This window comes from Haloferax sp. AB510, assembly GCF_024136985.1.
Lineage (GTDB): Archaea > Halobacteriota > Halobacteria > Halobacteriales > Haloferacaceae > Haloferax.
On sequence record NZ_JAMYJY010000009.1, the window covers coordinates 14,975 to 30,561 of the forward strand.

Genomic DNA, 15,587 nt, shown 5'->3' on the forward strand with positions numbered 1-15,587 from the left:
GTACTGGTTCCTTACTGGCCCCAGTTGGCGACGACGCGCGGGCGCTCGCCGACCGGGAGCACGTCGATGTCCTCGTCGGCCGCGCCGCGGGCTTCGAGGGCCGCTTTCGCGGAGGCGTACGTCGAGAAGTAGCTGACCTCCTCTTCGACGCAGTCGATGAGCGTCTCGCGGTCGCGGGAGACGACGAAGTCGAAGTTATCCTCACGGAGCATCGTGAGGAAGTCGTCGACGTCCTCGGGCGTGAGCACCTCGTAGTACTCCCCGAAGGCGTCGAGCAGTTCCTGTCCGGCCTCGCTGTCGGCGTCGGGGAACTCGGGGTCCGCGAGGTCGACGTAGATGGTGCCGTCGGCCGGAATCGGGTCGTTAGCCGCCGACTGAGCCTTCTCGTAGGCCTTGCCGAACGAGGTCGCGGTGCCCATGACCTCGCCGGTGGACTTCATCTCCGGGCCGAGACGCGGGTCCGAACCCGGCAGGCGATCGAACGGGAGGACGACCTCCTTGACCGACACCTGCTCGGGAATCTGCTCGCTCACGTCGAGGTCGGCAAGCGAGTTGCCGGCCATGACCTTCGCCGCGAGCTTGGCGATCGGGACGCCCGTCGCCTTCGAGACGAACGGGACGGTGCGCGAGGAACGCGGGTTGGCTTCGAGGACGTACACGTCGTTCGAGCCCTCCTCGTTCTGCTTGACCGCGAGTTGGACGTTCATCAGGCCGACCGTGTCGAGGGCGCTGGCGATGTCCTCCGTGACCTCGCGGACGCGGGCCATCGTCTCGTCGTCAAGCGAGCGCGGCGGAATCATACACGCGGAGTCGCCGGAGTGGACGCCGGCGGCCTCGACGTGTTCCATCACGCCGCCGATGAGGACGTTTTCGCCGTCGGAGACGGCGTCCACGTCGAGTTCGACGCCGTCGGCGAGGAACTCGTCGATGAGGATGGGCTTGTCGGGGGAGACGCGAACGGCCTCCTCGATGTACTCCTTGAGGTCCGCGTCGGAGTGGACGATTTCCATCGCGCGACCGCCGAGGACGTACGACGGGCGAACGAGCACGGGGTAGCCGAGGTCGTTGGCGAGGTCGAGCGCCTCTTTCTCGCTGGTCGCGGAGCCGCCTTCGGGCTGGAGGATGCCGAGGTCGTCCATCAGGCGGTTGAAGCGGTCGCGGTCCTCGGCGAGGTCCATCGCGTCGATGGTCGTGCCGAGAATCTCGCAGTCGACGCCGCGGCGCTTGAGTTCCGATTCGAGCGGGTGACCGATGTTGACCGAGGTCTGCCCGCCGAACTGGAGCATGACGCCGTCGGCGTCGATGGCCTCGATGACGTCGGCGACCTCTTCTGCCGTGATGGGCTCGAAAAAGAGGCCGTCGGAGGTGTCGTAGTCGGTCGACACCGTCTCGGGGTTGTTGTTGACGACGTGCGCGTCGATGCCCATGTCGCGGAGCGCCTGCACCGCGTGGACCGAACAGTAGTCGAACTCGACGCCCTGCCCGATGCGGATGGGACCGCCGCCGACGACGACGACGCTCTCCATGTCGCGGTCGACGCGGAGTTCGTTACCCGCCGAGTCGCCCTCGAAGGGGCCGCGGAAGAACTCGGGCTTGCGCGCGGAGTAGTAGTACGGCGTCTGCGCGGCGAACTCGCCGGCGCAGGTGTCGACCTGCTTGTAGGTGCGACCGGGGACGTTCTGTTCGACCTCGCCGACGCTCGTGCCGGTCGCCGCGGCGATGCTGGCGTTGGTGTGGCCGGCGGAGGCGGCGGCGGCGAAGTCGCCGTCGGAGGCGGCCTCGACCGCCTCGACGACGCGGCCGAAGCGCTCGACGTACCACTCGTGGATGTCGGTCAGTTCGACCACGTCCTCCGTGGTGTAGCCGCGCTCGAACGCCTCGAAGATGGCGTACGGGCGGTCGGGCGTCGGCGTTTCGAGGTACTCGGCTTCGAGTTCCTCGTCGGACACCTCGTCCCAGTCGGCGGCGGGGTCGTACTCGGACGAGCGGAGCGCCTTCAACAGCGACTCCTCGAAGGTGCGACCGATGGACATCGCCTCGCCGGTGGACTTCATGGCCGTCGAGAGCTCGAAGTCCACGTCGGTGAACTTGTCCTTGGGCCACCGCGGGACCTTCGTGACCACGTAGTCGATTGCGGGTTCGAAGGCGGCGGTGGTCTCGCCGGTGATTTCGTTGGTAATCTCGTGGAGGCGCTTGCCGAGTGCGACCTTCGCCGTGACGCGGGCGATGGGATAGCCGGTCGCCTTCGAGGCGAGCGCGGACGACCGCGAGACGCGCGGGTTCACCTCGACGACGCGGTACTCGCCGCCGGGAGTGCCGTCGTCGTGCCACGCGAACTGGATGTTACAGCCGCCCTGAATACCGAGTTCGCGGATGACTCCGAGCGCGGCGTCGCGCATCTCCTGGTGACCCTCGTCGGGGATGACCTGCGAGGGCGTGACGACGGTGGACTCGCCGGTGTGAATCCCCATCGGGTCGATGTTCTCCATGTTGCAGATGATGATACACGAGTCGTCGGCGTCGCGCATCACCTCGTATTCGAGTTCGACCCACCCGGAGATGGACTCCGTGATGAGCACCTCGCTGTTGCGCGAGAGGCGGAGGCCCTTGCGGACGCGAGAGACGAGTTCGTCCATCTCGTGGACGACGCCGGAACCGGAGCCGCCGAGCGTGTAGGTCGTCCGCGAGATGACCGGCAGGCCGCCGACGGCGTCGACGGACGCCTCGACGCGCTCTTCGAGGGCCTCCTCGGTGATGTTCTCGACCGCCTCGCCTTCCTCCAGCGAGATGGTCGTCGATTTCGGGACGGGCTGGCCAATCTTCTCCATGCGCTGGCGGAAGAGGTCGCGGTCCTCCGTCGCGTAGATGGTGTCGAGCGGCGTGCCCATGATGTCCACGTCGAACTCCTCGAGGACGCCTTCCTCTGCGAGTTCGGCCGTGACGTTGAGTCCGGTCTGACCGCCCAGTCCGGCGATGACGCCGTCGGGGCGCTCGCGTTCGATAATCTCGGAGATGGCCTCGGTCGTGATGGGTTCGATGTAGACCTTGTCGGCCATCTCGGGGTCGGTCATGATGGTCGCGGGGTTCGAGTTGACGAGGACAACTCGCGCGCCTTCCTCTCGGAGCGCGCGGCAGGCCTGCGCGCCGGAGTAGTCGAATTCCGCCGCCTGTCCGATCTGGATTGGGCCGCTTCCGATGAGCAAAATCGTCCGGTCCTCCGTGCCTTGCTGAGGTCCGGTCGAGGTGTCCTCGTCAGTCATCGTCGGAATCCAATCCGCACATCGTAATAAGTCCGGCGAAAAATTACGAGGTCCGAAACTCGATTGCGAATTTCGAAAATGTTGCCGAACGCCGCTGTCGCGGCCGGGGAAGGCTTTTGACGGGTATCCGAGTACCGGCTACGCATGCCCGCGGTATTCACGACGCCGCCGCCGCTCGACTCCGGGAGCCGGGTCGCGGTCGTCGCGCCGTCGCGCCCCATCGACGAATCGCACTTGGACCGCGCGTGCGAGCGACTCCGCGACGTGTTCTCGCTCGACCCCGTTGTCTTCGAGTCGGCCCGCCGCGACTGGGAGTGGCTCCGGGACAACCCGGCGGCGCGCGCGGAGGACGTGATGGCGGCCTTCGAGGACCCGTCGATACGCGGCGTCATCGCCGTCACCGGCGGCGACGACCAGCTTCGAATCCTCCCGCACTTCGACCCGGCGCGGTTGACCGCGTCGCCGACGCGCTTCTTCGGCTTCAGCGACAACGACAACCTCCGGCTGTTCCTCTGGAACCACGGCGTCGTGAGCTACGGCGCGACGCTCCACCCGACGCTTACCGTGGACCCCGAACTACACCCGTACGTCGAGCGGTACCTTCGGCAAGCGTTCTTCGAGCGCTCCATCGGCGTCGTCGAACCCGCGCCGGAGTGGACCGACGACTGGTTCGACTTCGACACCGAAGAGCCGAGAGAGTGGCACGACAACCCGGGTCGGACGTGGCGGGGCGACGACCGCGTGACGGGTCGGCTCTGGGGCGGCAACTTCAGCATCCTGAAGTGGCATCTCCAGACCGGTCGCTATCTCCCCGACCCCGAGGAACTAGACGGGACAGTGCTCGCGCTCGAAACTTCGGAGGACGTGCCGCTGCCCCGAGAAGTCCGGTACACCCTGCGGGCGATGGGCGAACGCGGGCTGTTAGAACGATTCGACGGCGTCGTGGTCGGTCGCCCGCGAACGTACTCGCCCGGACTGGAGTGGGAGCCGCCGGCCGACTACGGCTCGCAGCTCCGCGCGGAGGTGCTGTCGGTCCTCGACGCATACAATCCCGACGCGACCGCGGTGTTCGACGTGGAGTTCGGCCACGCCGATCCGACGGTGCCGCTTCCGCTCGGCGCGAAGGCGACGCTGGACCCGACGGTAGAGCGGCTTCGAATCGATTGAAAACGGGCGCTCGGTCCGCGCGCTACATGTACGGTTCGGGGTCGAGGTCGCGCTGGGCGCGGTACTGGTCGACGAACTCGCTCACGTCGAACTGGAGCATCTTCGACTCGAACTCCGAGACGACCTCGTCGTCGTCGGCGTGGCTGACGGCGTGTTCCATCAGTTCCACGACGAGTTCGACGATTATCTCGTGGAGCCGTCGAGAATCGAAATCGGTCACCCAGACGATGCCCGCGCCGAGTTCGCCGTCCTCCGAGACGTCCTCGGAGACGACGGCCTCGGGGAACTCCTCGAGGACGATGCCCATGAGGTGGGCCGTCCCGAACTCGGGCATGTCGTCGCTCGTGGTCTCGATGGTCTCCTGAAGGATTTCGACGAGGAACTCCGGGAGGAAACGGTCGGGCGGGTGAACGTCCATGACGACAGCGTGGCTGTCGCCGCACGGACAGTCGAACTCCCGTTTGCCCAAGTCGAGTTCCCGGACGCGCTTCGTCTCGCCGCAGGGGAGGTCCAAGACGGCCCCGCGGCCGCCGGGAACGCTCGGTTCAGACATACCCGTGGGTTGCGGTTCTCTCCGTTTAAACGTCGCGTTCTTCGGAATCGTCGCGAGCGAAAAACGAGTCGCGGACCGTCGGTTGCGGTCAGTCGGTCCGTCGTACTGTCGGCGAAAAACGGCGGTGAGTCGGGCGAAACCGCCCGTCGGCGTCCCCTCAGCGACGGCCCGAGACGTAGACGATGGGGCCGACGATGAGGAGCGCAATCCCGAGGAACAGGTAGTGAGCCTTGCCCAGCGACACCGGGGTCAGAAGGAAGATGAGCCCGAACACCGTGGTGTTGATACCGAGGACGTGCCGGGACTTCAGCGGCAGCGTTCCAACCGTCGACAGGATGAACACGAGCAACAGCGCCTGCCCGATGTTGTAGTCGAGCAGGAAGGTGTCTACGAGCTGAAGGGGAAGCATTCTTGTTTTCTCGGTCGGTTCGAATCGACTATCAAAGTTCCGTTATTCTCGTTGGAAACCAGCGGTCGGACCCCCCGATATTGGGGCGACCGGGCTGTCGGGGCGGTTCCCCCCGGGGTCTGAACCGCTGTCGGCACGGAGCGGCCTCCGATGGTCGGCGCGCGCTACTCGGACGGGCCGGTGATGTCGAGCGGTCGAATCCACCCGTACCAGACGACGAAGACCATGCCCGCGTAGCCGAGGACAAACACGACCATTCCGAGGTCGTTGTAGCCCGCCTCGCCGAGGAGGCGGCGCGCCACGCCCGGGATGACGATGCCGAGCGTCACGACGGCCGCGAGGAGGAGGTTCCCCCGCGATACCAACGACTGCTTCGTCTCACTCATGTGCAGGGCTCGGGACCGAGGCGACGTGAATCGTACGGTTCGGGAAGCGGCCCACGAAGGAAGTTTTCGTCGCGCCGTCGGTCTCCGCCGTCGGTGTTATCGCATCGTAATCGACCGCTTCCGAGCCCGCGGCACCGAAAACATATACGGTCCCCCGACGCACCGCGGGTATGAACCTCCGTCCCCTCCCCGAGGAGCACCGCGAGACGTACCGCGAGTTCCTCAACTACGCCTTTCGCCCCGAGAACGGCCCCGACTGGTCGGACGAGCGACTGCCCGACCCGGAGAGCTACCGCCCGCGGGGGTTCTACGACGCCCCACCCGACGCGCCCGTCGAGGACCTCGACGCGGCCGACCTGCGGACGGTGTGTGCCTTCTACGACTTCACGGCTCGCGTCCGCGGCGAGTGGCACCCGCTCCCCGGTATCTCAGCGGTCGCGTCGCCGCCGGAGGCGCGCCGACAGGGCCACGTCGGCGCGATGCTCGACGACCTCCTCGCGGAGTTCCGCGACACCGGCCGATATCTCTCGGCGCTCTGGCCGTTCGAGTACGCCTTCTACCGCCGGTTCGGCTGGGCGACGGCGAACAACTACGCGAAGACGACGGTGCCGCCCGACGAACTCGGGGCGGTCGCCGCCGACCCGGCCGGGGAGTTCGTCCGCCTCGACACCGACGACTGGGCCCGGGTCAAGAACGTGTACGCGACCGCGGCGACGGAAGACCTCGCGGTAGACCGAAACGAGGGCTGGATTCGTCACCGACTGTTCCGCGGCTGGGACGGCGACCCGTTCGTCTACGGCTGGGAACGGGACGGCGACCTCCGCGGCTACGTCGTCTACGACGTGAGTGGCGACTGGGAGTCGCGGACGCTGTCCGTGGGCGAACTCGTCGCGGTCGACGCCGAGGCCCGCGCACAGCTGTTTCGGTTCCTGCGGGACCACGACTCGCAGGTCGACGAGGTCGTCCTCTCGTCGGAACACGAGTCGACCCGGCTCATCGACGACCTGACCGACCCGCGGGCGGCGACAGTCGAACTCAAGCCCGGCCCGATGGTCCGCATCGTGGAGGTGCCGGCGGCCCTCGAAGCCGTCTCGTTCCTCGGCGACGCCGCCTGCGACCTCGTTCTCGCGGTCGACGACGACCGCTGCGACTGGAACGACGGGTCGTTCCGGGTCACCGTCGTCGACGGCGCGGCGAGCGTCGAATCAGTTGGTGGCGACATCAATCCGGACGCGACCGTCGAAATCGGGGCGCTCTCGCAACTCCTCGTCGGCGCGCGGACCGTCGAGGCGCTCGCCCGCACCGACCACCTCTCGGTCGCCGGAGAGGAGGCGGCCGACGCCCTCGCCTCGGTGTTCACGGAACGGGACCGCTACCTGCGCGAGGGGTTCTGAGCGGACGGGTCGAGCCGAAATCAGCCGACGCAGCCAGTCGGGTCGGTTTTTTCCCACCGGCCGCCGAAGTGCGGGCGTGGCATCAGTTCCGGTTCTCGTCGCGTTCACAGCCGCCGGTGCGATTCTCGCGTGGAAGGGCGGCGACATGCTCGTGCAGGCCTCGGACCGTTTGGGCGCGTACTACGGACTCCCCGCCATCGTGCAGGGAGCCATCATCGCCGCCGTGGGGTCGAGTTTCCCCGAGCTATCGAGCATCGTCATCGCGACGGTCCGGTACCAGTCGTTCGACATCGGCGTCGGCGCGGTCGTCGGGTCGGCCGTCTACAACATCCTCATCATCCCGTCGGTGTCGGCGATGGTCGGCGAGGGCGGACGGCTCGCCTCGAACCGCGACCTCGTCTACAAGGAGGCGCAGTTCTACCTGCTTTCTATCGCCGTTCTCGTGCTCACCTTCTCGCTCGCGGTCATCTACCGACCCGCCGTGGACACCGCGAGCCTCGACGGGTTCGTGAGCCCCGCGCTCGCGCTCATCCCGCTATCGCTGTACGGCCTGTACCTGTTCATGCAGTACCACGACACGCTGGAGCACCGCGCCGGACTCACCGCGGTCGTCAACGACGTGAACCCGAAACGCGAATGGGTCGCTCTCGTGGCGTCGCTCGCGGTTATCCTCGTCGGAGCCGAACTGCTCGTCCGCGCGGCGGTCGGTCTCGGCGACGCCTTCGGCACGTCGCCGTTCCTCTGGGGGCTGACGGTCGTCGCCGCCGGGACGAGCCTGCCGGACACGTTCGTCAGCGTCGCGGCCGCCCGGCAGGGCAACGCGTCGATGAGCCTCGCAAACGTCTTCGGGAGCAACGTGTTCGCGCTCCTCGTCGCGCTCCCGGTCGGCATCCTCGTCGCCGGGGGCGCGGTCATCGCCTTCGAGGAGGTCGTCCCGATGATGAGCTTCCTCACGGGCGCGTCGGTCGTCTTCTTCGCCGTCCTCCGGACCGAGATGGCGTTGACGCGCGGCGAGTCGTACCTTCTCCTCGGAACCTACGCGCTGTTCGTCGCGTGGCTGGTCGCAGAAAGCCTCGGCGTGACGAGCGTCCTCGGCTGAGAGGCCGACCGGTCGCGAGCGCGACCGCCGCGACGTCGGCTCAGTCCGGCGGATCGACCCAGACCGGGCCCGCCCACGCGGTCCCGGGGAACTCGCAGTCACGCGGGACCTGCGTGACCCGGAGATAGTACGCGTCGGCCGCCGAGCGCCGGTCGTCGTCCCAGACCGTCCCCTCGACCGGGTCGTCGTCGGTCCAGGAGACAGCCGTCGTGTACGCCGAAAGCGGCGCGTCGGGGTCCGAAGTAATCGCCTGCGACCGCCACGTCTCGCCGTTTTTGACGACCTCGACGCGTTCGAGCGGGGCGGTCCCCGCGACCTCGACGTCGACCTCGCGGGGGTCGTCGCGGGCATCGAGGCGGAGTGAACTGTCGTTCTCGCCGGGTTCGACGCCGCCGACGGAGAGGGACGCGAGGATGCGGTGCGGCTGGGTCGTCCCGTAGACGCGGCGGCTCCGGAGGCTCTCGAACACCGCCTCGCGGGTGAGTTCGGGCGCGCGGAACGCCGAGAGGCCGCCGGGGTAGCTCCGTTCGTTCCAGACGCGCCAGATGCTCGACCAGCCGACGCCGTCTTCGACCCACTCGCGGACGGAAGGGAGGTGCGGGTCGGCGTGGATGAGCGAGTGGCCGGGGTGCGGGCCGTGGTAGTCCGCGCCCGCGACGAGACCGACTCGATGGCCCATCGAGAGGGCGTCGCGGACGAAGTGACCCGGCTCGTCGGTCTCGCCGCGCCCCATCGCCAGCGGGAACGGGTTCCCCTCGTCGCCCGGGCGTTCGCCGGACCCCCACTGCGAGTACACCTCGACGAGCGGCGCAAGCTCGTCGTCGTACTCGACGGCCGAGAAGTCGAAGGGGTACATGCGTTCCGTCGGGTGGTGCGGGATCGTCACGACCCGCGAGTCGCGGGTCGACTCGAACTCGCGGAGGCGACTCCAGAGCTTCTCGTAGGTGTCCGTCGTCCCGCCGCGAGAGTCCAGAAGGACGGCGTCGTCGGCGTCCTCGAAGTAGACGTTGACGTGGCCGCCGCAGTTGGGCTGTTTCGTCCACTCGTAGCCGACGAGCGTCACGAACTCGTCTGGGTCGTAAAACCGGTCGGCGACGCGGCGCGACCGGTCGAAGTACCACCCGTGCATGAGGGCGCGCTGGAGCGACGGCGGGATGAAAAACCCCATCGTGTCGTGGTCGGTGTAGGCGACGACGTCGAGAGCCATCGCGTCGCGGCCGAACCGATACCCCTTCTTCAAGTTCCCCGTGCCGTCCGAGAGTCGCGAGTGCAGGTGGATATCGCCCCAGTAGACGCGCTCGTCGGGGGAGTCGGCGGAGACGGAAACGGGGTTCGAGACGTACCGTTCGTCGAATCCGGGCCGCGAGAAGGTCAGGTAGTGGACGCCGGGCGACTCGAAGGAGACGGCGTCGGCGAGCCTGACGTATCCCTCGTCGTCGCCGGCGAGGGAGATGCGGTCTGGATACGTCGCGCTATCGTCGGTCGCAGACACCCGCAGGTCGCCGTCGTACGCGCTGTGCAGCCGCTCGTACTCGTCCCACACCTGCACCGTGAGGTCGAGGGATTCGCCGGCCGCGACGGTCGACGGCAGGACCGCGTGGGCGCGGTCGAACGACCCGGTTCGACTGTGCAACAGGTCGCGGATGGACGGCCGCCGCTCGGCGAAGACGCGCATCGTCTCCGCGAACTTCCCGAGGGTTCCGGTGGGTTCGGCGTCGAACACGCGAGAGGCTACGGACGCGTCGCTAAAGAAGGACGAGGGCGACGAGTACGGCGGCGAAACCACTCACGGGCACAGTCGCTCAGAAAACGGAAAACGGACTCGCCGCAAACAGGGCAAGTTGCGGCGAGCGGGGTTGATGATGACCGCACGCGCGGTCAGGGGTCGAGGGAGGTCCGAATCCTGTCAGTCGCCGGGCGTGTTACCGCGCTGGTACCGGCCGACCATCTTCCACATCGCCGCGTCGAGGTCCTCACCGTCGGCGGCGGACTCAATCTGGCGGTACAGGTGTTCGGAGACGTCGATGGTTGGCATCACCAACACGTATGGCGTGTACGGGTTTAATACTACTGGGATACAGAACTGAGTAAATTTGTTCGGATAGGTCGCTCGCCGAACCGCGGAATCGACAGACAGCGCGGCCACTCGAACGAGCGAGATGGTGACACTCGAGAGAAACTCGGGTTCGAAGACCTGACGGAAGTTCGAGTAGTCGGCTACTGCCGCGCCTGCCGGAGCGACGCGCCGTCGAAGCGCTTCAACGCGAGTTCCCCCGCTTCGAGCGGGTCGACGGGCGTGTCGTGTTCGTCGTCCATGTGTTCCATCACGAGAACGCCGACGTTCTCGCGGGAGTCGGCCGTGGAGGTGTGGCCGCACCCGTACAGACAGGTGAGTTCGTATTCCATGTTATTCGGTACCACAATCTATTGCGTGATATAGCTTTCTCCGTATTCGTCCGCCCAACCAGCCGAGTGGTAATGAATTCGGACGAGTATGTGCAAACAAGTGTGTGTTTGTACGGAACAATCAGGTATTTGAGTTAAACATTAGTTATCTACTATGTCGGGGCAGTCGTGCTCGGTCGAGGCTGTCGAGTGTTCACCGCTGATTCGTCCCGACGACACGAACGATAGACCGGGCGTTCTCTCGGTCAGTAGTATCCGCAGAAGTTGGGTGGCCGGGGAGTTTGAGCCCCTAACTCGCATCGGCAACGAATCGTTGCCAACGGGAGTGGGCCAACGCGGATTTGAACCGCGGGCCTCCCGGTTATCAGCCGAGCGCTCAACCTGACTGAGCTATTGGCCCAGGTAAGCGCATTCACTCGTTGTGCGCTGTTGATTTTAAGACTTTCTTTTCGGAGGCGCGTTGGTGCGTGTTAGTGAATGTCGGCGTCGTCGGTCGATTGCGGGACCGGAAACGCGAGCAAATCGCGCGGCTACGTGCGTGCAACCCGCCGACGAGAACCGATACGAGAAGAGACCCGACGCGCTACTTGGAGTCGTTGCCGTCGCCGTCGAACCGGTAGGAGTCGGGGTCGGCGTCGTAGACGCCGTCACCGCCGCTACTCCCGCTACTGCCGGTCCCGCTGCTTCCGCCCGAACCGCTTCCACCGCTCGGGCCGGGCGAGCCACCGGGGCCACCGGGACCGCCGGGACCGAAGTCGCCCTGCGGGAAGCCCGTCGTCCAGACGTTGCCGGTGACAAAGCCGTCGGCGCGCTTGTCGAGGTACGGCTTGACGACGAAGCGCTTGAGCACCTCGCGGATGGGGTACCGAGTCACCGGGATGGCGAGCAGGAAGCCGATGGTGTCGGTGACGAGCCCCGGCGTGAGGAGGAACGCGCCCGCGGCGATGAGCAGGCCGCCGTCCATGACCTCGTTCGTCGGGAGGTCGCCCCCAGCGAACTTCGACTGGAGGCTTCTGAGGGTGTGTCGCCCCTCGGCGCGGACGATGAGCATCCCGACGAGCCCGGTCAGGACGACGAGCGCGACGGTCGGCACGAGGTCGATGTACTGCGCGACGACCACGAGTAACAACGCGTCGGAGAGGGGGATGAGGAGCAAGAGCGCCATCAGCGTGCGCGTTCGCATGGGCGACACTACCGGGTCGCGGCCCATAGCCCTTTTGTCCCGCCCGCGGCGCGCCGGTCTCTCGATCCCCGGACGCGGCGACCGTCGAGGAACCCGCGTGACCCGGCGACTGTGACCGGTCGTGTCACGAGGGCTCGAAGCGCTTACCCGCGTCCACCGCGGATGGGTGGATATGACCGACGAGACGCGCGTCGAATGGCGAGAGTGGGGCTCCGACGCGTTCGCCGAGGCGCGAGCGGCGGACAAGCCAATCCTGCTGTCGCTGTCGGCGACGTGGTGCGAGGACTGTCACGAGATGGACGCCGAGACGTACGCGGAGCCGCGAATCGCGGCGAATCTCAACGACGACTTCGTCCCGATTCGGGTGAACGTGGACCGCCAGCCGCGCATCCGCGAGCGATACAACATGGGCGGCTTCCCCTCGACCGTCTTCCTCGCGCCCGACGGCCACCCCATCACGGGCGCGACGTTCATCGGCCCCGACGGCATGCGGCAGGTCATCGACCGCGTGCGCGAGGTGTGGGAGAAGAAGGGCGCCGACGCCGGCCGGCTCCCGCGGGCGCTCAAAGGTGACCTCCCGCCGGCGGGAGAGGTCTCGCCCCGAATCGAGTCGCACCTCGCCGGCCAGTTGGAAGTCGCCTTCGACGAGGCTCACGGTGGCTGGGGCGACGCCGCGAAGTTCCCGCTCCCGCGGACCGTCGAGTTCGCGCTGAAGCGCGACCGAAGCCGGGCGCTCCGGTCGCTCGACGCGATTCGCGACGGCCTGTACGACCCCGTCGAAGGCGGCTTCTTCCGCTACGCCGACGACGCCGCGTGGTCGAAGCCGAACCGCGAGAAGACGCTCGAATCGAACGCCGCGCTCCTGCGGGCGTTCGCCAACGGCTACCGCTACACCGGCGAGGACGCTTATCTCGACCCGGCCGCGGGAACTGCCGAGTTCCTCGTCGACTCGCTGTGGACGGGAACCGGCTTCGCCGGGAGCATGGGTCCCGCTGCGGGGACTGACTACTACCTCCTCGGCAAGGAGGGCCGCGACAACGCTCCCGGCCCGCGGACCGACCTCACCGTCTACGCCGGCGGCAACGCCCTCGCCGCGGACGCGCTGTTGGTGCTGGCGGGGCTCACCGACGACGAGCGGGCCCGCGAGTTCGGCTCTCGCGCGCTCGCTCGCGTTGCCGAGGACCTCGTGGACGACGGCGTCGTGACTCACTTCCGGTCCGGCGGTGACGTGGGCGAGACGCTCCTGCTCGAAGACCAGGCGCGCGTGGTCGCCGCCGCCTGCCGCGCCCGGCAGGTGCTCGGCGACGAGTCGGTGGCGGGCGACCCGCTTCTCGACTTCGCCGCCGATGTCGCCGACGCCACCATCGACGAACTATTCGACGAGGGCTCGTTCCTCGACGGCCCTGCGAGCGGCGAGGCGCTCCTGTCGTCGCCGCTGCGCCCGCTCGACGGGAACGTGGAGATGTCGAACGCGCTGCTCGACCTCGCGGCGCTCACCGGCGACGAGCGCTACCGCGAGGTGGCACAGGAGACCATCGGCGCGTTCGCGGGTGCGTGGGACCGAATCGGCGTACAGATTGCCGCCTACGGGACCGCGGCGGCACGTCTGCTCCGCGACCCGCTTGTCGTGGAACTCAACGACGGCGTCGGCTCCGACCTCCACCGGGCGGCGCTCCGCGTCGCGGACCACGAGGCGCTCGTGGTTCCCGAGGCTGACGCCGACGACCTCGCCGCCGGGACCGCGCGCGTCAGCGCCGGCGAGACGACGGTAGAAGCAACCACTCCAGAGGAGTTGATGCAGGCGGTCTCCTCAGTCACGCCCGACGCCTGACCGCGACCGGCGGCAACCGAAAGCGGGTGTAAACATCCGGTTTGTTTATCAAGGAGAAACGTGACGGACGGTGCATGACCAGTCTGCGAGACCTCGGGTTGTCCGAGTACGAGGCCCGTGCCTACCGCGCGCTCCTGCGGACGGGCGCGACGACGGCCAAGGAGTTATCGCGCGCCAGCGACGTCCCCATGGGCCGCGTCTACGACGTGCTGAACAGCCTCGAACAGTACCACCTCATCCGGAGTCAGGCGGCTAGCCGGCCGAAGAAGTACGTCGCCGTCGAACCCGACACGGCGCTCGACCGCCTGCTCGAATCGAAGCGTCAGGAGTTGGCCGAGAAGGCCGAGCAGTACGAGAACGTCGTCGCCGAGTTGACCGACGAACTCGACGCCGCGGAGCCCGTCCACGACCAGTTCTGGACGGCCGCCGTCGGCGCGGACGAGACCATCGACCTGCTCGTCGAGCGCCTCGCGGCGGCCGACGACTCGCTCGTGATGGTCGCCGGGACGCCCTCGCCGCAGTTCGACCTCGACGCCGTCGGCGACCTCGTCGTCGACGAACTGGAGGCCGCGCTCGACCGCGGGGTCGATGTCTCGATGCTCATGTCGCCGGACCTCGTCGATAGCCTCCCCGAGAGCGTCGGCCAGAGCTACATGAACCGGCTGTCGACCGCGGACAATTTCCACGTGCGAACTGCCGAGAACGTCACGGGCGTGTTCAATCTCATCGACGACGTGGAGGTCTGCATCGAGGTCCCGAACCCCCTCGACCCCGGACAGGCGTTCGCCATGATTGACCTGAAAGACCCCGAGTTCGCCGCCGACCTCCGAGAGACGTTCGACCCGCGCTGGGAGGAAGCGGCACCGCTCCCGCTGTAGGGATTCGGAGAGAGAAAACGGTAAACGGTCGTCTCCGGGTGTGGAGACCGTTCAGGCGTCGAGTTCGTCGCGGAGCTGTCCCAGCGTCACCTCGCGCTCGGCGTGCGCGTTGTGCTGGTGAATCGACTCGTCGTTCGACTGTTTCATGTGGACCACCGCGTCGTCGTCGAGGTGCTCGAGCGCGTCGATGGACATCTCGGCCATCGAGCGGACGCAGTCCTCGACGAACTTCGCGTTCGCGTGGGCGTGGTAGGTCATGTGGTCCTCGTCGGGGCGCTTGGCGAGGTTGTAGATGCGCGCCGACATCGAGTCGCGGGCGATGTCGATGAGGTCCATGAGGTCGACCTCGGGCGAGCCCTGCGTCTCGACGGTGAGCGTGGCGTGACCGCGCTGGGAGTGCCCCGGCTGGGGCACCTTGTCGAGGAACTCCTCGATGGTGTCGTCGTCGACCGAGAGGTCCTGCAACACGTCGCGGGCGCGGGAGGCGGACATGCCCTGCGAGCAGGGACAGACGGTCATGCCGACCACTTCCGCGCCGATTTCCTCGCGGGTTCCCTCGTCGGTCGCGGTGGCGCTGGCGATAATCTGTGCGGTGCTCTGGGTGGAGAGTCCGCTGGCGGGGGTGTCCTCGCGGACGACGAGTTCGGCGGTCATGCTGACCTCGGCGGTCGTCGTGTACTCGTGCTTCGCGAGGAGGCGCTCGGCGGCGTCGCCGCACATGTCCTCGACGCGGTAGGCCGGCTCGGAGACGGCGGCTTCGAGGACCTCGTCGATGACCTGCATATTTCGGCTCATGTCGATGCCCTTGCGGCCGCCGGGGAGGTCGACGAAGACCTCGAACTCAGCCATCAAGACGAGGGGTCGCTTCCCGTCGCGGGCGATCTTGACGAGCTTCTCGACGCCTGTGACGCCGACCTGGCTCAGCCCGACGGTCACGTCCGGCTGGGAGGCCTGTACGTCAGGCAACTGGTGACTCATCGAAGGATAAAAAGTGCCGTTGCTGATTAGTGCTTTCGATAGG

Annotated in this window: 14 protein-coding genes and 1 tRNA gene; 5 read left to right on the forward strand and 10 right to left on the reverse strand. The window is 67.2% G+C overall.

Annotated features, from left to right (window positions below):
• Window positions 1-11 precede the first annotated feature (11 nt).
• A complete protein-coding gene (carB, locus tag NKF06_RS03090) occupies window positions 12-3,260 on the reverse strand; it encodes a carbamoyl-phosphate synthase large subunit (RefSeq protein ID WP_253244487.1) in 3,249 nt (1,082 codons plus the stop codon).
• 144 nt (window positions 3,261-3,404) lie between these two features.
• Between carB and NKF06_RS03095 the strand changes: the two genes are divergently transcribed.
• Window positions 3,405-4,427 carry a S66 peptidase family protein gene (locus NKF06_RS03095; RefSeq protein WP_253244488.1) on the forward strand — a complete coding sequence of 341 codons (1,023 nt, stop codon included), beginning with the start codon at window positions 3,405-3,407 and terminating at the stop codon, window positions 4,425-4,427.
• Between the two features lie 22 nt (window positions 4,428-4,449).
• On the opposite strand, the gene NKF06_RS03100 is transcribed toward NKF06_RS03095, so the two are convergent.
• From NKF06_RS03100 to NKF06_RS03110, 3 genes are all read right to left on the reverse strand, one after another.
• Window positions 4,450-4,980 (reverse strand): DUF5815 family protein, encoded by a 531-nt coding sequence (locus tag NKF06_RS03100; RefSeq protein ID WP_008095664.1) that lies wholly within the window; start codon window positions 4,978-4,980, stop codon window positions 4,450-4,452.
• Between the two features lie 157 nt (window positions 4,981-5,137).
• Window positions 5,138-5,389 (reverse strand): hypothetical protein, encoded by a 252-nt coding sequence (locus NKF06_RS03105; RefSeq protein ID WP_004975390.1) that lies wholly within the window; start codon window positions 5,387-5,389, stop codon window positions 5,138-5,140.
• Between the two features lie 164 nt (window positions 5,390-5,553).
• The gene (locus NKF06_RS03110; RefSeq protein WP_058827696.1) at window positions 5,554-5,775 is read right to left on the reverse strand and encodes a hypothetical protein; all 222 of its coding nucleotides are present in this window, start codon (window positions 5,773-5,775) and stop codon (window positions 5,554-5,556) included.
• Window positions 5,776-5,945: 170 nt separating this feature from the next.
• Between NKF06_RS03110 and NKF06_RS03115 the strand changes: the two genes are divergently transcribed.
• Window positions 5,946-7,169, forward strand: a complete 1,224-nt coding sequence (locus NKF06_RS03115) for a GNAT family N-acetyltransferase (RefSeq protein WP_253244489.1) — start codon at window positions 5,946-5,948, stop codon at window positions 7,167-7,169.
• Between the two features lie 76 nt (window positions 7,170-7,245).
• On the forward strand, window positions 7,246-8,268 hold the full coding sequence (locus NKF06_RS03120) for a sodium:calcium antiporter (RefSeq protein WP_058827698.1): 1,023 nt from the start codon (window positions 7,246-7,248) through the stop codon (window positions 8,266-8,268).
• 40 nt (window positions 8,269-8,308) lie between these two features.
• Here NKF06_RS03120 and NKF06_RS03125 read toward each other — a convergent pair whose 3' ends face one another.
• The 5 genes from NKF06_RS03125 to NKF06_RS03140 form a co-directional block, all read right to left on the reverse strand.
• Window positions 8,309-9,991 (reverse strand): DUF3604 domain-containing protein, encoded by a 1,683-nt coding sequence (locus tag NKF06_RS03125; RefSeq protein ID WP_253244490.1) that lies wholly within the window; start codon window positions 9,989-9,991, stop codon window positions 8,309-8,311.
• A 183-nt stretch (window positions 9,992-10,174) separates the two neighbouring features.
• A complete protein-coding gene (locus tag NKF06_RS20970) occupies window positions 10,175-10,303 on the reverse strand; it encodes a hypothetical protein (RefSeq protein WP_004042243.1) in 129 nt (42 codons plus the stop codon).
• 182 nt (window positions 10,304-10,485) lie between these two features.
• Window positions 10,486-10,674 (reverse strand): hypothetical protein, encoded by a 189-nt coding sequence (locus tag NKF06_RS03130; RefSeq protein WP_058827700.1) that lies wholly within the window; start codon window positions 10,672-10,674, stop codon window positions 10,486-10,488.
• A 326-nt stretch (window positions 10,675-11,000) separates the two neighbouring features.
• A tRNA-Ile gene (locus NKF06_RS03135) sits at window positions 11,001-11,074 on the reverse strand.
• 183 nt (window positions 11,075-11,257) lie between these two features.
• Window positions 11,258-11,857: an FxsA family protein gene (locus NKF06_RS03140; RefSeq protein ID WP_058827701.1), complete on the reverse strand. Its 600-nt coding sequence runs from the start codon at window positions 11,855-11,857 to the stop codon at window positions 11,258-11,260.
• Between the two features lie 172 nt (window positions 11,858-12,029).
• Here NKF06_RS03140 and NKF06_RS03145 point away from each other — a divergent pair, with 172 nt between their 5' ends.
• Window positions 12,030-13,688 carry a DUF255 domain-containing protein gene (locus NKF06_RS03145; protein ID WP_058827702.1) on the forward strand — a complete coding sequence of 553 codons (1,659 nt, stop codon included), beginning with the start codon at window positions 12,030-12,032 and terminating at the stop codon, window positions 13,686-13,688.
• 74 nt (window positions 13,689-13,762) lie between these two features.
• The gene (locus NKF06_RS03150) at window positions 13,763-14,566 is read left to right on the forward strand and encodes a TrmB family transcriptional regulator (protein ID WP_253244491.1); all 804 of its coding nucleotides are present in this window, start codon (window positions 13,763-13,765) and stop codon (window positions 14,564-14,566) included.
• Between the two features lie 51 nt (window positions 14,567-14,617).
• Here the strand turns inward: NKF06_RS03150 and mptA are convergent, their stop codons facing one another.
• Window positions 14,618-15,544, reverse strand: a complete 927-nt coding sequence (mptA, locus tag NKF06_RS03155; protein WP_253244492.1) for a GTP cyclohydrolase MptA — start codon at window positions 15,542-15,544, stop codon at window positions 14,618-14,620.
• Window positions 15,545-15,587: the final 43 nt, after the last annotated feature.